This window comes from Marinococcus sp. LNHM5E3-2.1 (assembly GCF_056034365.1).
This window is the reverse complement of record NZ_JBQLIB010000001.1, coordinates 726,567-743,633: the sequence shown is the minus strand read 5'-3', so window position 1 is coordinate 743,633 and position 17,067 is coordinate 726,567. Positions and strand designations below refer to the sequence as shown.

At 47.7% G+C, this 17,067-nt stretch carries 27 protein-coding genes; 8 read left to right on the top strand and 19 right to left on the bottom strand.

Features of this window, described 5'->3' with window-relative positions; translation table 11 throughout:
* Positions 1-14: 14 nt before the first annotated feature.
* From ACTRXH_RS03855 to ACTRXH_RS03840, 4 genes are all read right to left on the bottom strand, one after another.
* Positions 15-332 carry a hypothetical protein gene (locus ACTRXH_RS03855; protein WP_474280665.1) on the bottom strand — a complete coding sequence of 106 codons (318 nt, stop codon included), beginning with the start codon at positions 330-332 and terminating at the stop codon, positions 15-17.
* Positions 333-393: 61 nt separating this feature from the next.
* Positions 394-672, bottom strand: coding sequence for a hypothetical protein (locus tag ACTRXH_RS03850; protein ID WP_474260806.1), 279 nt, complete (start codon positions 670-672; stop codon positions 394-396).
* A gap of 121 nt (positions 673-793) precedes the next feature.
* Positions 794-1,021 (bottom strand): hypothetical protein, encoded by a 228-nt coding sequence (locus tag ACTRXH_RS03845; RefSeq protein WP_474260805.1) that lies wholly within the window; start codon positions 1,019-1,021, stop codon positions 794-796.
* A gap of 148 nt (positions 1,022-1,169) precedes the next feature.
* Positions 1,170-1,523, bottom strand: a complete 354-nt coding sequence (locus tag ACTRXH_RS03840) for a SpoIIAA family protein (protein ID WP_474280663.1) — start codon at positions 1,521-1,523, stop codon at positions 1,170-1,172.
* Positions 1,524-1,680: 157 nt separating this feature from the next.
* Between ACTRXH_RS03840 and ACTRXH_RS03835 the strand changes: the two genes are divergently transcribed.
* On the top strand, positions 1,681-2,115 hold the full coding sequence (locus ACTRXH_RS03835; RefSeq protein WP_474280661.1) for a universal stress protein: 435 nt from the start codon (positions 1,681-1,683) through the stop codon (positions 2,113-2,115).
* Between the two features lie 72 nt (positions 2,116-2,187).
* Here ACTRXH_RS03835 and ACTRXH_RS03830 read toward each other — a convergent pair whose 3' ends face one another.
* The gene (locus tag ACTRXH_RS03830) at positions 2,188-2,928 is read right to left on the bottom strand and encodes a Crp/Fnr family transcriptional regulator (protein ID WP_474280659.1); all 741 of its coding nucleotides are present in this window, start codon (positions 2,926-2,928) and stop codon (positions 2,188-2,190) included.
* Between the two features lie 182 nt (positions 2,929-3,110).
* Here ACTRXH_RS03830 and ACTRXH_RS03825 point away from each other — a divergent pair, with 182 nt between their 5' ends.
* Complete coding sequence (locus tag ACTRXH_RS03825) at positions 3,111-3,734, top strand: response regulator transcription factor (protein WP_474280657.1); 624 nt, start codon at positions 3,111-3,113, stop codon at positions 3,732-3,734.
* Positions 3,735-3,736: 2 nt separating this feature from the next.
* On the opposite strand, the gene ACTRXH_RS03820 is transcribed toward ACTRXH_RS03825, so the two are convergent.
* The 3 genes from ACTRXH_RS03820 to ACTRXH_RS03810 all read right to left on the bottom strand — a co-directional run bounded on the left by ACTRXH_RS03820 (position 3,737) and on the right by ACTRXH_RS03810 (position 5,514).
* A complete protein-coding gene (locus ACTRXH_RS03820) occupies positions 3,737-4,621 on the bottom strand; it encodes a universal stress protein (protein ID WP_474280655.1) in 885 nt (294 codons plus the stop codon).
* Positions 4,622-4,667: 46 nt separating this feature from the next.
* Positions 4,668-4,994, bottom strand: a complete 327-nt coding sequence (locus tag ACTRXH_RS03815; protein ID WP_474280653.1) for a hypothetical protein — start codon at positions 4,992-4,994, stop codon at positions 4,668-4,670.
* Between the two features lie 64 nt (positions 4,995-5,058).
* On the bottom strand, positions 5,059-5,514 hold the full coding sequence (locus ACTRXH_RS03810) for a hypothetical protein (RefSeq protein WP_474260798.1): 456 nt from the start codon (positions 5,512-5,514) through the stop codon (positions 5,059-5,061).
* Positions 5,515-5,699: 185 nt separating this feature from the next.
* Here ACTRXH_RS03810 and ACTRXH_RS03805 point away from each other — a divergent pair, with 185 nt between their 5' ends.
* Together ACTRXH_RS03805 and ACTRXH_RS03800 are read left to right on the top strand one after the other, a co-directional pair.
* Positions 5,700-6,593, top strand: coding sequence for a universal stress protein (locus ACTRXH_RS03805; protein ID WP_474280651.1), 894 nt, complete (start codon positions 5,700-5,702; stop codon positions 6,591-6,593).
* A gap of 278 nt (positions 6,594-6,871) precedes the next feature.
* Entirely contained in the window at positions 6,872-7,870 is a 999-nt protein-coding gene (locus ACTRXH_RS03800; protein WP_474280649.1) for a thermonuclease family protein, read from the top strand.
* A gap of 72 nt (positions 7,871-7,942) precedes the next feature.
* On the opposite strand, the gene ACTRXH_RS03795 is transcribed toward ACTRXH_RS03800, so the two are convergent.
* The 3 genes from ACTRXH_RS03795 to ACTRXH_RS03785 all read right to left on the bottom strand — a co-directional run bounded on the left by ACTRXH_RS03795 (position 7,943) and on the right by ACTRXH_RS03785 (position 9,241).
* The gene (locus ACTRXH_RS03795; RefSeq protein ID WP_474280647.1) at positions 7,943-8,587 is read right to left on the bottom strand and encodes a C40 family peptidase; all 645 of its coding nucleotides are present in this window, start codon (positions 8,585-8,587) and stop codon (positions 7,943-7,945) included.
* 148 nt (positions 8,588-8,735) lie between these two features.
* Positions 8,736-8,942, bottom strand: coding sequence for a hypothetical protein (locus tag ACTRXH_RS03790; protein ID WP_079476428.1), 207 nt, complete (start codon positions 8,940-8,942; stop codon positions 8,736-8,738).
* Between the two features lie 92 nt (positions 8,943-9,034).
* Positions 9,035-9,241, bottom strand: coding sequence for a hypothetical protein (locus tag ACTRXH_RS03785; protein WP_474280645.1), 207 nt, complete (start codon positions 9,239-9,241; stop codon positions 9,035-9,037).
* A gap of 302 nt (positions 9,242-9,543) precedes the next feature.
* On the opposite strand from ACTRXH_RS03785, the gene ACTRXH_RS03780 reads away from it, so the two are divergent.
* Together ACTRXH_RS03780 and ACTRXH_RS03775 are read left to right on the top strand one after the other, a co-directional pair.
* On the top strand, positions 9,544-9,855 hold the full coding sequence (locus ACTRXH_RS03780) for a hypothetical protein (protein ID WP_474280643.1): 312 nt from the start codon (positions 9,544-9,546) through the stop codon (positions 9,853-9,855).
* Positions 9,856-9,892: 37 nt separating this feature from the next.
* On the top strand, positions 9,893-10,804 hold the full coding sequence (locus ACTRXH_RS03775; protein ID WP_474280641.1) for a hypothetical protein: 912 nt from the start codon (positions 9,893-9,895) through the stop codon (positions 10,802-10,804).
* A 373-nt stretch (positions 10,805-11,177) separates the two neighbouring features.
* Here the strand turns inward: ACTRXH_RS03775 and ACTRXH_RS03770 are convergent, their stop codons facing one another.
* Together ACTRXH_RS03770 and ACTRXH_RS03765 are read right to left on the bottom strand one after the other, a co-directional pair.
* Positions 11,178-11,594: a hypothetical protein gene (locus tag ACTRXH_RS03770; RefSeq protein ID WP_474280639.1), complete on the bottom strand. Its 417-nt coding sequence runs from the start codon at positions 11,592-11,594 to the stop codon at positions 11,178-11,180.
* 192 nt (positions 11,595-11,786) lie between these two features.
* Entirely contained in the window at positions 11,787-11,960 is a 174-nt protein-coding gene (locus ACTRXH_RS03765) for a hypothetical protein (RefSeq protein WP_474260790.1), read from the bottom strand.
* A gap of 292 nt (positions 11,961-12,252) precedes the next feature.
* Between ACTRXH_RS03765 and ACTRXH_RS03760 the strand changes: the two genes are divergently transcribed.
* Positions 12,253-12,807, top strand: coding sequence for a hypothetical protein (locus tag ACTRXH_RS03760; RefSeq protein WP_474280637.1), 555 nt, complete (start codon positions 12,253-12,255; stop codon positions 12,805-12,807).
* A 187-nt stretch (positions 12,808-12,994) separates the two neighbouring features.
* Entirely contained in the window at positions 12,995-13,546 is a 552-nt protein-coding gene (locus ACTRXH_RS03755) for a DUF4352 domain-containing protein (RefSeq protein ID WP_474280635.1), read from the top strand.
* A gap of 126 nt (positions 13,547-13,672) precedes the next feature.
* On the opposite strand, the gene ACTRXH_RS03750 is transcribed toward ACTRXH_RS03755, so the two are convergent.
* The 6 genes from ACTRXH_RS03750 to ACTRXH_RS03725 all read right to left on the bottom strand — a co-directional run bounded on the left by ACTRXH_RS03750 (position 13,673) and on the right by ACTRXH_RS03725 (position 17,056).
* Complete coding sequence (locus tag ACTRXH_RS03750; RefSeq protein ID WP_474280633.1) at positions 13,673-13,822, bottom strand: hypothetical protein; 150 nt, start codon at positions 13,820-13,822, stop codon at positions 13,673-13,675.
* Positions 13,823-14,695, bottom strand: coding sequence for a DnaA ATPase domain-containing protein (locus ACTRXH_RS03745; RefSeq protein WP_474280631.1), 873 nt, complete (start codon positions 14,693-14,695; stop codon positions 13,823-13,825). It abuts the gene before it with no gap.
* A complete protein-coding gene (locus tag ACTRXH_RS03740) occupies positions 14,583-15,428 on the bottom strand; it encodes a DnaD domain-containing protein (RefSeq protein WP_474280629.1) in 846 nt (281 codons plus the stop codon). The genes ACTRXH_RS03745 and ACTRXH_RS03740 overlap by 113 nt, the downstream gene beginning before the upstream one ends.
* A 174-nt stretch (positions 15,429-15,602) precedes the next feature.
* Positions 15,603-15,842, bottom strand: coding sequence for a hypothetical protein (locus ACTRXH_RS03735; RefSeq protein WP_474280627.1), 240 nt, complete (start codon positions 15,840-15,842; stop codon positions 15,603-15,605).
* A 55-nt stretch (positions 15,843-15,897) separates the two neighbouring features.
* Positions 15,898-16,035, bottom strand: a complete 138-nt coding sequence (locus ACTRXH_RS03730; protein ID WP_022794716.1) for a hypothetical protein — start codon at positions 16,033-16,035, stop codon at positions 15,898-15,900.
* A 505-nt stretch (positions 16,036-16,540) separates the two neighbouring features.
* On the bottom strand, positions 16,541-17,056 hold the full coding sequence (locus ACTRXH_RS03725; protein ID WP_474280624.1) for a hypothetical protein: 516 nt from the start codon (positions 17,054-17,056) through the stop codon (positions 16,541-16,543).
* Positions 17,057-17,067 lie beyond the last annotated feature (11 nt).

Genomic DNA, 17,067 nt, shown 5'->3' with positions numbered 1-17,067 from the left:
TTTTAAGCTGCTGGTCAGTATCCGGAAGCTTCGAATTCTTTCAGAAGATTTTCATAGGGAGTAATCAACTTGCCGTTATCCAGATCTTTTTCTGTAATTACCATCCGCTGACGGTCGCCGGGATCATTTTTTTCCAAATAATCGACCCCGGTATCCCACAGCCAGTGCAGCAGGTTCGCTTTATCCGGCCGGTGTGTCGACTCCACTGCCCCATCGGTCATCTGAATAAGCAGGGCAAGCCCGTCAAAATCCATTATTTCTATGGAATGCGAAGCGTTCAGTGCGTTCGGGAAAAACGGACGGTATTCAGGATGGTTATAATACGTGTCCATAAAAATTCCTCCTTTAAGGACGGCATGTTCATGGAAAAAGCACCCCGGGCGGGATGCTTTATTAGTACTTGCTAATTTTCCCCTGGCCTTTAATAACAATATTTCCTTCTGCTTCTTCATCGCCTGTTTTTGAGGCCTTGCCTTTTCCTTCATACTCCACCAGGCTGTTATCCTTAATCCGGAACTCGTTGCCCTGATCCGAAAACAAATCCATGCCTCCGGTAAAATTAATCAGTTCCGCCTGCCATGTATTGTCGTCTTCGATCGTCAATATGCCGCTTTCTATCGGGATTTCTCCCCGTTTATCACATGTTATAAATTGGAATTCCAGTTTTTCCATTCCTATTGTCCTCCTCCATATGCTGTGAGGCAGCAAAGCTTTCATCTGCCATTCTTTCTATTCCCGTCTTTCCCTGTTATAGCCGGGTTAAAAACCGGGATCGCCAGTTTTTGTGATGAAACTACAGTTTTTTTGCCCAGACGATCGTGTCATGGACAGCCTTGGCCTCATGACGCAGTTCATTGCTTTTTTTCATTCTGTCGATTCTCACAAGTACTGTCGCAGCATGGAGCTTTCCTTCGAACCGCTCCGACAGCTCGTCTGCCACCTTTAGTTCGTGGGATTTTCCCCTGTCCTTCAAATATTCGATAATTAAATTATCCAGCTGTTTTTTCTGCTTTTTATTCACGTTGGTGCCTCCTTTGACGTGCGTATTATAGCCGTTAGTCACTTTTACCCGCTTTTACTGCCGGGGTAATCCTTTTTCTGCGACGGCTGAAATTCGATCAATAATTTTAGTTAACATAATCATATTATATGAATAAAAGCGGTACTGGTCAGCGTGCCAGCCATTTCCGTGCCTGTTTCTTTTCTGTCTGCCCGAAATGCTTTGTTTCCACTCCAGGCAGAAGCTTACCAAAGGATTCCACTGCTTTGATGCCTTTTTCATCACTGACAATCGCCATTTTTTGAAATTCCTTTATGCGCCTCAGCCACTTCAGGTCCTCCATAACCGCCTGTGGCGTCATTCCTTTCCAGTCCGTCACCACTACAAGCAGATTGAGCGGAGTGTCGTCCTGCTTCACGGCGTCAAACGATTTCCCGAACGTTTCATAATCGTGCTCTGTTATCTTTCCGCTGATTTCCATCTCGATCATATGGCCTGTTTCTGCCGAAATAACGATCAGCACGTTAACGCACCTCCAGCGAGCTTTTATTTGTTTTAATTCCCGGCAGCACCGTCTCTTAATCGGTCCCAGGACAATTTTTGCGTTCGTTAAAAGGAAAATATGCTTACCAGCTAGAAGTACGCAGTGAAAACACAATAATTTCTTTAGGAGGCATATCATGCATACAATGGACGTTATTTTAGTTGCTGTGGACGGCTCTGAAGAGGCAGATTACGCATTTGAAACAGCTCTTCCGCTTGCCAAATCACAGGGGTCGCAGCTTGTAATCACCCACGTCATCAACCGTAACTCATACCGCCCGATGAGTAACTATGACTCCTCACTCATCGGTGAAGTGGAGGACGAAGCGCGCCAGCTCCTCGACAAGTACAAAAAACAGGCGGAGGAGTTTGGTATCACGAATGTGGTGGCTGACATCGAATACGGATCACCGAAAACAGCTATTCCACGGGATATTGTGCCAAAATACAACGTCGATTTAATTATCACGGGCGCTACCGGATTAAATGCCGTCGAGAAAATTTTCCTTGGCAGCGTTTCCGAGCATATTACAAAAAATGCCGACTGCAGTGTGATGGTCGTACGGTTATAATCCCGGAAACGCCAAAAACCCGGCGCCTGAAAAAGGCACCGGGGGACCATGATTTTATGACGTTTGGCGTGGCTAAAGACGGCATATTTCACTGGAGCAAAGGTTGTCAAGCGGGCAGTTGCACAGCCTGCGCAGATAGAGCATGTTATGAATAACAATGAGGCCGTTCTCATAGGAAATGATGCCGGCCTTTTTCCACTCGTTCAGGCAGCGGTTCACGCCCTCCCGGGATAAGCCGATGTATTCTCCGAGCTCAGTGTTGGTCAGCTTCAGCTGCAGGATGGTGCCGCTCTCCACCTCCCTGCCGTGCGTTGTGCTGAGGCGGATCAGGGTTGAGGCCAGGGCGCCATTTTTTCCGTACAGCAGCAGATCCCGGAATTTTGACTGCTCCTTTAACGTGTTGCTGCCCATCCACTGCATCATCTTGAGGGAAAAGGCGCCGGATTCTTTAATTAATGCCTCCATTTCTGTTTTTTTAATTACACCTATCGTACTGGCGGCTGAGACCTTCGCCGAAAAATCATGGCGCACCGCATTCAGATTGCCATATTCACCGGCCAGGTCTCCGCTTCCAAGCAGCGTAATTGTTAATTCTTTTCCGTCACTTGTGCTTTTTTGAATTTTCACGGTTCCTTCGTAGAGAAAATAGAAATAATCAGAAGGGTCTCCTTCTAAATACAGGTACGTTCCGGCCCGTTTGTGCGCCAGCTGCGTGCGCTCCTGAAAACGGTCAAACTCTTCAGGAGAAAGCATACTTGCAAAAGATCCGCTCGGCTTCTCGTTCACGGGGAGACTTTGAAGGGGCCTGCTCATTATTTCCATCTCCTTCGATAGTATTACCATGATACTATCAAAGGAGTTTTCTAAAAAATATAAGGGAAAACCCTTAATTATTTTCTCCTGTTTTTTTTACACTTGATGGTTAATGCTATAGGCATGTATTCCCGAAAGGCTCCGTCCAAGAACGCCTAACCCCAGCGTAAGAAGGTGAGCGCATGATTTCGATCGTTTTAGTAAGCAGACGTCCGATCTACCAGAAAGCGTTAAAAATACTGCTCGAAGAAGCTCCTGACTGTACCGTCATTAAGGAAACAGCCGGATGGCCGTCTGCAGAGGCTTTACCAACCGGAGGCCGCAAGCCCGTCTATGTCATTGATGCGGGCACGCTTTCACCGGAAGCAGCTATCTTCGAACGCCCTCTGCTTCCGGCCGTTTTTCTAGTCTCCGGGGAGGAAACGCCTGCTTTCCTGCAGCAGGTGTACGAACGCGCCTCCACCGGGTGCCTGCTGCATACCGATCCCCTGGACGATTTATACGGGGCCATCCGGGCGGCCGCCCGGCATAACCGCTACGCCTCTGCTTCCTTCAAGGCCCTGGTGCAGGCCCATAACACACCTCCTGCCTTCGGCAATCCGAAGAGGCTCTCCCCGAGGGAATGGGAGGTGCTCTATTATATAACGCTTGGCTACGCCAATAAAGAAATTGCCGAGACGCTCGTGATCAGCGTGAAAACCGTCGAGGCCCACCGCACTAATTTAATGGAAAAGCTCGCGATGAAAACCCGGAAGGAGCTGGTGGAGTACGCCTATCAAACCGGGCTGATTCATTCCAGAAAATAATTCTACTGCTCTCTATGCTCGAGCGGCTGCCGCACAATCAGCACATCACAGATCGCCCGGTGGGCAATACCCTCCGCCACACTTCCAAGCAGCAGCCGCTCCGTCCTGTTCCTGCCGGACGCTCCGCTCACAATCAGATCAATTTCATGCTGCACGGCGTATTCCTGAGGAATAATCAGCTTTGCCGAGCCGTACAGCAGAGACGTCGTTACGTTAGCGACGCCGAGACGCTCCGCCTGGGTTTTGTAATCCTCCAGCATTTTCCGGTCATCGTCCTCCATGAACTTCTGCACATCAGTATTTAGTACGGTAGAATACAGCAGGTTGGAGTTGTACACGTGCACGATAAACAATTCCGCCTCCGTCTGCAGCGCGAGCTGGACGCCCTTTTCAAATGCCAGGGCCGCTTCCTCGGAGCCGTCCACGGCTATCAGAATTTTTTTATGTCCGCCCTCGCTTTCCTTCCGGACGATAAGCACATCCTCCCTGGCCCGGCGGAGAACACCGCTCGATACGCTCCCCATCACTAATTTTTCCACTGTGCCCATGCCGGAAGCTCCGGTAACGATCAGGTCGGCCCCGAAATCAGGGGCGAGCTCCGCTGGGACTGTCGACTTGGGTGCCCCGGAGCGCAGCACCGTCTCCACCTTCACCACTCCCGCATGTTCGGCTTCGGATGCGTACTGCTGCAGCATTGCTTCGTTCTTTTTTTTCGTCTCGTCCCATGCTGACGGCACGTAATACTGAAACGCACTGAAATCCCGTTCATTAACCACATGCGCGAAAACAAGCGTGGCCTCAAACCTGCCGGCAAGCATCATAGCCGTCCGGGCGGCCCGTTTCGCTTCCTCGGATGGATCCACAGCAGCAAGAATTGTTTTATACATATCGCATCTCCTTTGTATGTTTATTTTCTGCCCGTTTTTTCAGCCTTCAGGACAGCGGCAGATCCGCTTCCGAAAAATAATACGTCACCATGCCGCCCTGGAACGTGCGCTCCACCGTTTCACACGGAGGCACCCGTTCAATTCCGATAATTTTAAACGTCCGGTTTCCCACCGTGACAGCGTCCGCAAGCTCCAGTTCGATATTTAAAAGGTCTATCCCCCGGGCACATTTTCGAACATTTTCCCTCGTGCCGATGTAGAGCACTTCCTCCCGCCGGTCCGGTTCGTCAAAAATATACACAAACCGTATATACTCCTCCTCCCTCACTTCTGCCGTGCTTTCTCCCGCATATTCGTAGTAGTGCTTCTGCATATTCAAGCAGTCCTCCTTTATTACTTGTACGCTTCGCAAACGCTCTCATTTTTGCCGTCAGTACCTACATAACCCGGAAGGTCCACGTGCCGGTCCGCCTCTGTTTTACGGCCGCATCCCCGGCCGGAAGGGCTGCTTTTGTCGTTAAGTAATAGTATTTCCGGAATACATGCAGCGTCCATTCCTCCAGGGTAAACGCCGTCTCCCCGTCCGCCGGGAGCCTGCTGATAAACGACAGCCCGTAAAAGTACCGCTTCATTTGTGCCGAAGCCTGCAGCGACGGCGTGTCGATCGCTATAAAGGCAGCGTGGTTCAGCGTCCCCGGAAGCGCATGCTCTGTCATTAACGAGTATTCCTGCCATTCATACGTATGAAAATAGTACACATAAAACGGAAGCAGGCAGGCGATTTCCTGGTTTCGCTCCGCTCTTCCGTTTAATTCCGGCAGGGTTTGCGGAATGGCCCCGCCGCATTCATTCAGCATTTCCTTCCAGACAATCTGCTTTAATCCATCCATCATACCGAAACTCCTTTGTGCTTTATTTTCAACGCCTCTTCAGGCTGGAATAGTTTTCACTTATAGCTGCTTATGAGGCCAGTATAAATTGAAAAGTCTCCGTTGGATGTGAGGTTCCTCACACGCAGGAAGAAAAAAATGAGCTAAACTATAGACACACCACCAAAAGCCAGAAGGGACTGATTGCAATGGCACTGCACTACGAACGCATCCTCGTCGCTCTCGACGGTTCGGACGAAGCAGAATACGCACTTCAAAAAGGGATTGAAACCGCCCTCACCTATGGAAGCGCGCTCGCGTTCTGCTATATTATCGATTACCACAATATCCGCGAGCTCCGCCGGGAGTCCCCGGATCTGTTAAGCGCGTCGGAACGTATTGGCACCGACATTCTGGACCGTGCTAAAAAAAGCGCGGAGGATCAGGGCGTGAAAAACGTTCTGACATTTATGAAGGAAGGGCCTCCCAAAGCGTTAATTCCCGGCGAAATAGCTCATGAGTTCGGAGCCGACCTGATTCTTTCCGGGGGTTCGGGAGCCGGTACGTTTGAAAAAAGGGTTTTTGGAAGCGTGGCCGCAAGCATCGTGCGCCACGCCTCATGCGACGTCTGGATTGTCAAAAAAGAAGAGCCGCCAAAGCCGTACAGCTCTATTCTGATCGCTGTTGACGGCTCCGAGGTCTCAACCAGCGCTTTGTATGCCGGGCTCGACATTGCCAAACGGGAAAAAAGCCGGGTTCAGGTTGTGTACGTGCTGAATACGCCGTTTATTTCGTCGGCCGAATACCATACCGAGGATATTGTTCAGATGTACAGGGAACGCGGAAAAGAACTGCTTGAGGAATACCGGAATTTAAGTGCCGCAGAAGACATTTCGGCGATTGATTTTTCCGTCGAATACGGAGCGCCGAAGGTAGTGATTCCAACCGAGGCAGCCAAAAAATTCGAAGCGGACCTGATCGTTGCCGGCTCCTCCGGGATGGGGCGCGCTGAGCGCCTATTTCTTGGAAGCGTCTCGGAGAGCCTAGTGCGGCGGGCCACCTGCGACGTGCTGATTGTGCGAAACGACTACCTGCCGAAATAATATCGGTGACGAACCCTGCGCTGCACAGGCGCAGGGTTCTTTTTGTTCTCTTCCAGCCTCAGAGGAAAAAGCCCCTTCTCTATATAAAACGTATACTTTTTATTGTAGTTTTATTCTGTTGCAAACAGGCAACGAAAAGCACTGCTGGATTAGTTATTTTCTTTTCACATGCTTTCTTGTACACTGTTAATAACTCTAATAACCGCTACTTTTTACGCAGATTACGTCCATCTATTTCCTATCTATATGCTAACCAATTATGCAGCGGGGTGATTCTATTGAAAAAACCAGTCAGGCTTTTGTCCTTTACCCTGGCGCTGACGCTCTTTCTTACTGCATGCAGCGAAGAGCCCGGCCAGGAGAGCGGCGGTAACGAATCGGAAGAACAGACGAGCGAACAAGCATCAGAAGAGGAAGGTGCTGCAGACGCCGGAGAGCAGGCAGAAGAAAATGACGAGAGTGCGGAGGACGAGGGCGCTTCCGGCAGTGAAAACGACGAAACAGCGGAAGAAGAACAGCCGGAGGACGCTTCGAATGAAGAGGACGCCAGCGACACTGAAGAAGCATCTAACGGTAATTCCTCTGATGACAGTGAAAGCAACGGTGAGCAAGCAGCAGACACCCAGTCCGACTCTGATGAAGAAGACACTAACGCGACAGTAACCAACGTTGTCGACGGCGACACCATTGATGTGGACTACGAAGGAGGCGAGGAACGCATTCGTCTCATTCTCGTCGACACACCGGAGACGAAGCACCCGCAGATGGGCGTGCAGCCATTCGGCCCGGAAGCTACAGAATTTACGACAAGCGAGCTGGACGGTGAAGACGTGCGGCTTGAGCTCGGCGTCGAAGAACGGGACTACTACGGCCGGCTGCTTGCCTACGTATTCGTCGATGGTGAAAACTTCAACCAGCAGCTGATCGAGGAAGGCCTCGCCCGGGTAGCCGTCTATCCGCCAAACACCGAATATCTTGACGAATTTGAAGCCGCAGAGGAGGAAGCAAGGTCGGCCGGCATCGGCATCTGGTCGCTCGAGGATTATGTGACCGACGACGGGTACGAGGAACAGGACGACGAATCACTGGAATCCTCCGGGGATTCCGGCTCTGCGGAAGAGTCCGGATCCTCCGACAGCGAAAGCTCCTCTGAAGACGTTTATTATGAAAACTGCGACGCTGCCCGTGAAGCCGGAGCTGCCCCTGTGCGCGAAGGCGACCCGGGCTACGGCGGCCACCTGGACCGTGACGGGGACGGCGTCGGCTGTGAAACGTAAATAAAGTAAAAATAAAAGCAGGTCCCGGCAGCATATGCCGGGCCTGCTTTCTATTTGTGGAAGCGGCCTCCCTTAACTCTGAGGCAGCACTTCCACATAGTTTTCATGCGTCGTAATATACGTGCCGGACAGGAGTTCAAACAGATCCGAGCGTTCCTCCATCGGCACGCGGCGCTCAATTGTAAACGCCTCTCCTTCGGTAACTTTACCCGCAACGGCTTCGCTGTCCCAGGACGGTTCGCTGCGGTAATTCACCTGGCTGGCAATCACCCGGAGCAGGTCTCCCTTTCCGCCGACGTTGGTGAGCGGCCCCGCTGTACTGTCGACAACACGGCGGGCCCCGACGTAGCGCGACTGCCAATAGTCCCGCGTGGAATCGGCGAATGCCACTCCGGTGGATCCCTGCGCGCCCAGAAACGTCTGTCCATCCACATAGAAGCCGACATGGGTCACGTCGTTATGGTTCAGATCCTCCGAGCGGGTATTCTTCCAGAACAGCAGATCTCCCGTTCGCAGATCTTCGTCTGAAATCGGCGTGCCTGTTTCCGACTGGCTGGCTGCGGTCCTCGGAATAATCTCGCCAGTGACGTACTCAATCACGTAGCGGACAAAGCCGCTGCAGTCAAAGGTGTCCGTGCCGTCGCCGCCGAATTCATATGGCGTGCCGAGATGATCCTCCCCGTACGTAATCAGCTGATGCCCCAATGTTTGTGCCAATGCTCATCATCCTTTCCTGAAGCGAGTAGGTGCCGGCTTTTTGCCGTCCTACACAGTAAAGGAACCCGAATGGTCTTTTTTACAACCATCCGCCGAAATTTTTTTAATCGATTGAAAAAAGCATCCGCCCGCAGGCAGATGCTCGCACTTAAATGAAATTGACGCTGACGCTTGTTACTTTTTTGCATTCCACTTCGGTGTTGAACCATTCGCTGAATGCTTCGGACATTTTCAGGTCCTGCTTTTTTCCTTTTTTCAGCTTTTCAATAATTTCATCCACGCTCGGGGTCTCGTTGGACTTCGGCACAATCAGCCGGTCCCCGTCTTCGATGAAAAAGATAATAGATGTGTACATAACGATCCCTCCCAAATTTTTAACGCCGCCATCCATTTTACATTTAATCACGGAAAACGACCACCAATTAAGAAAAAATGACGCCGCCGCAATCAGATTTGTCCGGCCCGGTGACGCTTCCAGCTGCAGGCGAACACCTCCCCTGCCTCCCACAAATCGCTTTCATGATGCCACCCCGAGCGGACCGGCGTAAATTTAATATAGTACCATTCCGGTCCCTGATGGTGATTTTGAAGCATCATTACACCCCACTGCTTCCTCGTCTCGCTGAACAAGCGCATACCTGGTTCGTAATTCACAGTAACCGCCCCTTTGCCTTCTTCATTTTAGCTGTACGTTCAAAAGGCAGTCCGCAGGCGTATTTGACAACCCCCTCCTCTATTTTCCTGTGATACAATAGGCTTAACAAATGACGGGAGGCGGAATACAATGGCTTCCATAATTGCCGCTTTAATTGTTATATACCTCGGCTGGACAGCTTACGCGAAAAAGAAACAGGCAAAGCAGGACTGACCCCGTGTGAGGGGAAACGGGGTTTTCTGCGGGCCGGCACTAAAATGGCATAGATGTGCCTGCTCATTCTTTCGAGGGGGGATGCTTAGTGGGCGTTTTTCTGATTAGTGTCGATTTAATCAACAACACCAAAACCAGCAACTACGACAATCTGCTTGATTTAATTACGCACTTGGCCGCAAACGACAACGCAAGACAGGTTACCCGGAACGTCATCGTGTTTGAGAGCTCCCGGGAGACAGCAGAAATCAGACAGGCGGCGGATGCCTTTTTAAGAGGCTTAAAAATCAGCGGCGAAATCTCTAAATACCATTTTATTTTAAGCAAAGTCAGCGAGCTTGAATTCAAATCGAAAGAAGAACATTTCTTAAAAATGATTAAACAGACGAACCGCCTGTAGTGACATTGGGATAAGCAGTATATCCAGGGGGAGTTTCATGCAGAAAAAAAGAAAATGGCGGCGGCTGCCCGGGCTCCGGACAGGCACGAGGTGGAAGCTTGTGACAGCCTCACTGGTTTACGCACTTCTTCTTGTCGGCGTCATCGCCGCTGTATTAGGGGGAGAACCGGCAAGCAACACGGAAGAGAACCTCCGTGAAGAAGAGACAGAAGCGGCGGATGAAGAAGCTGCGTTAAAAAGCTGCAGCGATTTTGAAGATGACCAACACTTATATGACTACTGGACGGAGCACGAATTCAGCTCTGAAAATGATCCCGGCGGTCTTGATGCTAATAACGACGGCGTACCCTGCGCAGTGCTGTCCGAAGACATGAATAAGGAATTTACGGCTTATGAAAAAGAACAGACCGGCGGGGCTCCTGAAGTAGAGATGCCTTCGTACACAGTGCACGCAGGTGAAAACGCCACGTACGATCATGGCGTTTACCTGAATTATTATGTAATCCTGGACGCAGATCCTGTGTCGATTGATGAAACGGACATTGATACCATCAGTGACGAAGTGATCATGGATATAAAAGACCAGGAAGAATTTCACCTGCTGACGATCAACTTTGTGGATGCCAAAAAAGCGATGGATTACGGCAGCTACATTTACGGAAAAACAGATTACTTCCCTAACGGGGAAATCGCGGCGGCAGAAAATTACGAATCTGGCGATTACAGCGACCACGAGATCAACACGTTTTATGGCTCCATGAACAATGAAGGCCTGCCGAAGCAGCGGGAGGAATACCCGACCAAAAAACAGCTGGACATGTACTTTTATTGGGCGGGGCCTGCGTACGACGAAGGCACGGGTACCAGCCCGGTAGAAGCTACCGCCGACAAATTTGGCGTTTCCGAAAAAGAGGTGGAGCGGGCCGTTCAAAAAGCGAGCAACCGTTAACAGCAGGAAGTCCGCTCTTTTAATATTTTTGACATTATTTCTATCCAAGGACTCATTAATGAATACAGTTCATCCGATAAAGTACTTGTGGGATGAATGTTTCATCCCGCTCCTGAGACCAGCCCCGTGTTCCCCGCGGGGCTTTTTTATTAACAGAAAAGCCTCAATCTGCAAAAAAAGGACTATTGCCTCGTGATTTTAAAATGTAAGCGCTTTAAAATTAAAATTGTACCACTTCTCTAACATCTCCCTGGATGAAAGCTACGACTGGAATTTGCAAAGGTATATTCCCTCAGTTTGCCCTGTGTACGCACAGGGTCTTTTTCGTTTTCATGCAGGAAAGCATACTAAGCAGAAAACCGGCTTCAGTGACTTACTCCAGTAAATAGCTTTGAAAGGTATAGGCGATGATTTTTTCCAGATCATTCTGTTCCAGCTCTTTTCCGTCAGCTGCATCAATTCTCCACGTGCCTTCGTTTCCATTCGATAAATACAGCGTGTCAAACGGTTTTTCCCCGCCTGCAATTTCCTTGTTATGCCTGTTTGTCTGAAAAACAGCTTTTGCATTAAATTCCTCGCTCTGTGCCCTGTCAAATTCCACGCGAAGATTGGTCGGCTCCTGGGTGGCATTGGTTTTGTCCCAGTTGCCGTATTCATAAACTACAGACGCTCCGTTATCCGCCTTTGTTTTATTCACAGGCACGTCGTGATCGTTTTCCAGCGTATCACTTGAACGATCCAGTCCCATTTCGAGTTCCTCTATCTTTGCAGTTATTTCTTCCTCTTTCATATAAATCCCTCCCACTACTAGTAGTGGTCACTATTGCCTTTAACCGGCCGGAAGAAACCTTTTGTTTTTTAAATTTGCTAATACGTACTCATTGTCACCGGCCGGGGTCAGATTAAGGAATATGCATCTTTTCTTTAGACACATAAAAAAGCGCTCCTGGCAGAGCGCCAAAGCATTGAAAATATTAGCAGCTTATACCTTGATAAATCCTGGTAAAAGAACCTCTTCGTCGATAACTGGTATCACAGCCAATGACGTTTCTTCTTTTGTGAGCAGGACTGAATTGCCGTTATAACTCGTGACCTTATACTCCTTTCCACTATTCCTATCGCGGTACGTGTCCCCTACCTGTATCGTCTTTGTCATTTCAATCCCCCTAAAATAGTAGTGTCACTCCATATCTTTCGCCAATTCCGGAGGATTTCCTTCTATTTCCTTACATTAATTCATAAAAAAGGACGATCGCAGGAGTACCGGAGGATTTTGTAGTGGCAACGCACGTTCTATTCCCGAATATATGAATGCAAAAGACCTAACAGATTTTTTAAGGTTTTTTGCCCTGCAAACAAAGGGAGCTGAGCAAAAGCATGAAAATCCAAATAGTAGTATTATAAATTAAACGAATGCTTTTATATTTCTTACAGGCTGGAGGGATTCGATGAAAAAGACAACTATGTTACTCGTCCTTGGAGCTTCTCTCGGTATTTTTTCAGCGGGCTGTAGTTGGGGGGAGAATGCTTCCCCGGACGAGGAGGAAAACAGCGAACAGGAAGCCTCTGAGGAACAACAAAATAACAATACGGAGGAGAGCACCTCCCCGGAGGAATCAGTGGCCCAGCCGTCTGAAGAAATCGATGTTGAGGAAAATTTAAAGAACGCGGCTGAACCGTATCATGAGGATATGCAGGAAGGCGCCCCTATCGTTGTGGAGGGCGAGATCACTCATGAATATTCGCCCCACGAAAACTTCAACCCCTACGACGAGCGTGTTTACAGAATGCACGCACCTTCAGAGGATAAACATACTTATTTAGTCACTGCCCCGGATGGCAGTTATTTGAAGATTGGTTTAACGATAGCTTTGTACGGCAGCTTCGATGGATTTGCCCCAAATACGGAAGTTCCATTGGTTTTAGGGGAGATTGCGGAGGATAGCGATATTGAGATTGAGAACGAACCGGTTCAGGATGTACAGCTCGAAGCGTCAGATTAAACAAATGTGGATGGCCAGACATTATCCGAGCTTATCATCTATAATAATCACCCATTTAATAAAAACAGAGCATATTGAGTAAAAAGTATTGCAGTATATGAAAAAAGTATGAAAAATAAATTGCCAATTACTCGTATCACTGGTAAAATTAACCTCGTTTCATTACATATGTAGGGGGTTTAATTTTATGGGTAAAATGTTTAAAGGCTGTCTGACAGGCATCGGTGCCCTGGTCCTGGTGATCATTATTATCGTGATCATTGTGGTGGCTACCGGCGGGGGCGGAGATGACTCATCCGGGGGAGAAAGCAGTGAAGGTTCTTCTGGCAGTAACGGAAGCTCTGAAGAGCAAACATACAGTGTTGGAGATGAGGTCGAAGTTGGCGATGTGACTTACGTCATTAATGGCATGGAAACTGCCTCTTCTGCAGGTATCGAAGGCTTAGAAGAAGAAGCTAGTGGCATTTATATTGTTCTCGACGTTGAAGTAACAAACAATGGAAATGAAGCTATAACCATGGGGTCTTCATACATTAAATTACTCAATGATGATAACACATATGAAGCTGATGACTTTAACTCAGAACTGTTTGTTGAAGAAATTAATCCAGATTCTACTGCTACTGGCGATGTAGTCTTTGACGTGAATGAAGATGTAGCAGAAGCTGAAGGCTTACAGGCCCAAGTCCAAGAAGGAGCACTTGGAAATAACTCTGCGAAGGTTAACTTAAACGAATAAAAATTGCGTGGTTCTATGAATGCAATGTAAACCGACTTATGAACGCCAAATAAAGGCCGCCAATAAGTCGGTTTTTTATTTTCGAAATAAGTTTCTAAGTATACCAAAATACTATGGGCATGATTTTTACCCTTTCACTACCAATCTTTGCTTTTCAAAATCCTGTTCCGCTTCTTTAAAGCGCTCCATGTTCCTCCGCACTCTTTCCTGCCTCAGCTGCTCCTCCGCTTCGTTCAGCTTTCTTCCCTGCATTACTATCCCACACGCTGGCACCATTTAATACACCCCTCTCAGTCGGTAATTTAAGTCATTCTTCGGTCCGGTGATCGTCACCAGGAAGGATTTGCACATCTGCACGATCCGGGATGCAAGCGCGTCGTCCACATCCACGAGCTCTTCCATGATCAGCTCCGTGGAAACGAGAATCGGCAGGTGGTTCAGATACCGGTGATTAATCACGGCGTACATCTGCTCGATCTGCCAGGCAGTCGCCCGGGGAATTCGCTGATACCCGTCCTTCGTCCACTGCTTCACTGGCTTAAACAAATCATCGATAAACAGCACATCCGCTTTTTTCATACGCTCCATTTTCCGCTCCAAAAGATTAAAGTCGTCCCTCAGATCGTTGAACCCTTCAACGTACGGAAAATACTGGACGGATACACCCTGCTGCTGTTCGCCCCCCTCCTCGATCTTTTTACGCTGCATCAGATTGTTGCTGAGCGCCGTCAGAATATGCGTTTTTCCGCAGCCCGGAGCCCCCATGATCAGCATGCTGTTCTCCCGCTGCTTCCGCAGATCCTGGTAATTGCTGTAATAGGCGAGCGCAGCTTCCTTCATACTCGCTACCTGCGGATCCACGTTGTCGGTTTGAAACTGCCCGAAGGTAACGTTCCGAAAGCTTTCAGTAATTTCACTGAACTGGAGCAGCCGCTGTGTCCGGCGCTCGCGAATACATGGGCAGATGACCCATTTTTCCATTCCCTCCGCCTTTTCCAGCCAGCCGGTCTGGTCCTTGCATACCGGGCACTGGTAATCATTCTCCCGGTCGGTGCCATCCGCCTCCGAGTGCGGATTGCTTTTCACTTCCGCTGCTTTCTTTTCGAGACTGTCGAGTACCTCCTGCATGCCTCTGGCTGTTCCGTCCATGTCGGCGTGCCTCCTTCTGCTGTTTTTTCGTTTCTTCGTATTCCTCTACATCATCAAGCGTGCGGCAGCTGAACCGCTGCCAATTATTCAGGATCCGTTCGGCATATTTCAGGCTTCGTCCGCCCTGAAGAATAGTGCTCTCTAATGCCCGAAGGACGATCTCCGGGGACATAGCCTCGCACCAGTCACCCAGCCGCTCCCGGTGATAGTCCGTCATCGTCCCGCCAAAATTCTCTTCGTAAAACTGAACAACGCTGCCGACGGCGCGGGAACTACTGTTTAATTCATCTGTCGAATTCAACTGCAAATCATCTGTTATGGAATCCGACACTTTGTCCGAATCCGGGTTAGTGACAGATTGTTCGGATGCAATAGAGCACTTTGTCATAATAGAATTCAACATTTTGTCGTAATCCAGTGCGTAGTGAAGCGTCGGCGCCCCGTTCGCTTTTTTCAGCCTGGTGGTGACCAGCTCTTTGTTGATCAGCTTATCGATCGACCCTTTGATTTTGCGCCGGGTTAATCCAGTCTCTGCCTCCCATTCTCCGTAGCTTTTATAAAAGAAGCCGTCGGTGCGCTTTGTTTTGTCGGCGTAGAACACGAGCTGATTTAAAACCAACGCCGTATTCAGATCGCCGTCCAAATATTCGATAAAGATACGCGGCACCGTGATTATATGATCCTGTCCGCTCATTTTTTTTATGATGGCCCGCAGTTCCTGATGCTTGCTCACGCTTTTCACCTCTTTGTGAATGTTAGAGAAAACATCGAATTGATTTTTCGTCTTCCCCATGTTGTATATTGTCTGGATGGGTCGTTTCGGGGGATTAAAAAATTATGTGAGATAAATTTTTTCTATGCCCTTGCCTGTTTCAACCCAGCCTCCAATTGGGCACAAAAAAACCCGCTACTCGGTATCGTAGCGGGCATCCCCCTCCTTCTTCCACATCGCGTCGATGATGGGTAATTCACTCAGGCGGGTAATAATATATTCTTTTTGGCGGTACGTTTGAATGCTGTGAAATAATTCCTCTTCGGTTTTAAATGAATAAATTTCTTCCCCGTAATACGCATTGACGATTTCCTTGTACGCTCCAATGAGAATTTCATTAGTTTTTCCACGTTTAGTGTAAGCAAAGTTACTCATTTTATCACCTTCTGCCTACACATTATCATAGTATTCTACCTATTTATCATTACATTTATTTTACAAAGTTTGGCTGCTCCAGCTGCTGCTGCAGCTCCTCCACACGCTCGGTGTATTCATCGTGCGGAACCTCGCCTTTATCGTACTCCTCCTCCAGCGCCAGTTTCTCCGTAATTAAATGGGCTTTATTCATTTTTATCATCCCTTATTTTTTAATTATGGTTCTTTACCTCTTTATAAAGGGGAAGCAAACATCTCAATACAATTTCGGGATAAAAGTCATATTAAGTGCAGGCATTATTATATTCTTTTCAGAAATTTGCCTAGTTTAGCACAAATCCTTTCTAAAATATTGACAATAATAATGATTTGAATTGTCGTTAGTGTAATATACTCCCAGCAATGGTACCTTTCGTGTGTTTGAATTTCGTACACCATTTCAAGATAAGTGTTGCTTGATCTTCATCAAACCAATAATCAAATTCCTGACTTTTTTATCGTTCTAAATCAATTATATGCCCATTTATGTTTCTGGCAAGCCATGATGTCACCGTTTAATACATCATTGTAGTATTCAAACGGGGAAAATGCAGCACTATATAGGTAGTGCTCGCATTCATTTATTTATTGTTATCCCCCGTAAGCAACACATCAAAAAAGCATCTACACGCAGATAGATGCTTTTAAAATAACAAGACTCATTTTGAACTCGGTGGTCTTTTTTTCATTTTTACATCTTGTAAAATAAGATCACTAATGATTTTCACAATAAAGAAAGCACCGAAAGTCATCCTTAAAAAGAAAAATGACCAAAATGTAAAACCAATTGCTTGAATAATATCATAATCAATATTCGGTATGGATATGGCAATTAGTGATATAAAAACCACAAATAGTCCATAATATAATTGACTTCGAATATTTTCATACAATCTCATATTAAGGTTTGGAAATTTTGTTTTCAAACGGCTAAAAAGCTCACTCTCTTTGAGTGTGATAAGCAGAGTTAAAAAAACACCTGTAACACCTAATATAATTGATGAAAAATTTATAGAGTTGATAATTAAAGTTTTCAATTGAACTAAAAAATTAAAATAACTTAAAACACCCAGAAGTATAGAGGATAATAAAGAAATTAAAAATTTATATTTTTCCCAACATTCACTTGGCAATTTACTAAATTTTTCGCTGTAGTTTTTTTTAGCATTGTTCAAATTAATTTACA

Bases quoted from the DNA above. Each gene is read 5' to 3' on its own strand.
- ACTRXH_RS03855 (WP_474280665.1), bottom strand. From the start codon at position 332: ATGGACACGTATTATAACCATCCTGAATACCGTCCGTTTTTCCCGAAC.
- ACTRXH_RS03850 (WP_474260806.1), bottom strand. From the start codon at position 672: ATGGAAAAACTGGAATTCCAATTTATAACATGTGATAAACGGGGAGAA.
- ACTRXH_RS03835 (WP_474280661.1), top strand. From the start codon at position 1,681: ATGCATACAATGGACGTTATTTTAGTTGCTGTGGACGGCTCTGAAGAG.
- ACTRXH_RS03830 (WP_474280659.1), bottom strand. From the start codon at position 2,928: ATGAGCAGGCCCCTTCAAAGTCTCCCCGTGAACGAGAAGCCGAGCGGA.
- ACTRXH_RS03825 (WP_474280657.1), top strand. From the start codon at position 3,111: ATGATTTCGATCGTTTTAGTAAGCAGACGTCCGATCTACCAGAAAGCG.
- ACTRXH_RS03820 (WP_474280655.1), bottom strand. From the start codon at position 4,621: ATGTATAAAACAATTCTTGCTGCTGTGGATCCATCCGAGGAAGCGAAA.
- ACTRXH_RS03815 (WP_474280653.1), bottom strand. From the start codon at position 4,994: ATGCAGAAGCACTACTACGAATATGCGGGAGAAAGCACGGCAGAAGTG.
- ACTRXH_RS03810 (WP_474260798.1), bottom strand. From the start codon at position 5,514: ATGATGGATGGATTAAAGCAGATTGTCTGGAAGGAAATGCTGAATGAA.
- ACTRXH_RS03805 (WP_474280651.1), top strand. From the start codon at position 5,700: ATGGCACTGCACTACGAACGCATCCTCGTCGCTCTCGACGGTTCGGAC.
- ACTRXH_RS03790 (WP_079476428.1), bottom strand. From the start codon at position 8,942: ATGTACACATCTATTATCTTTTTCATCGAAGACGGGGACCGGCTGATT.
- ACTRXH_RS03775 (WP_474280641.1), top strand. From the start codon at position 9,893: ATGCAGAAAAAAAGAAAATGGCGGCGGCTGCCCGGGCTCCGGACAGGC.
- ACTRXH_RS03770 (WP_474280639.1), bottom strand. From the start codon at position 11,594: ATGAAAGAGGAAGAAATAACTGCAAAGATAGAGGAACTCGAAATGGGA.
- ACTRXH_RS03765 (WP_474260790.1), bottom strand. From the start codon at position 11,960: ATGACAAAGACGATACAGGTAGGGGACACGTACCGCGATAGGAATAGT.
- ACTRXH_RS03760 (WP_474280637.1), top strand. From the start codon at position 12,253: ATGAAAAAGACAACTATGTTACTCGTCCTTGGAGCTTCTCTCGGTATT.
- ACTRXH_RS03755 (WP_474280635.1), top strand. From the start codon at position 12,995: ATGGGTAAAATGTTTAAAGGCTGTCTGACAGGCATCGGTGCCCTGGTC.
- ACTRXH_RS03750 (WP_474280633.1), bottom strand. From the start codon at position 13,822: ATGGTGCCAGCGTGTGGGATAGTAATGCAGGGAAGAAAGCTGAACGAA.
- ACTRXH_RS03745 (WP_474280631.1), bottom strand. From the start codon at position 14,695: ATGGACGGAACAGCCAGAGGCATGCAGGAGGTACTCGACAGTCTCGAA.
- ACTRXH_RS03735 (WP_474280627.1), bottom strand. From the start codon at position 15,842: ATGAGTAACTTTGCTTACACTAAACGTGGAAAAACTAATGAAATTCTC.
- ACTRXH_RS03730 (WP_022794716.1), bottom strand. From the start codon at position 16,035: ATGAATAAAGCCCATTTAATTACGGAGAAACTGGCGCTGGAGGAGGAG.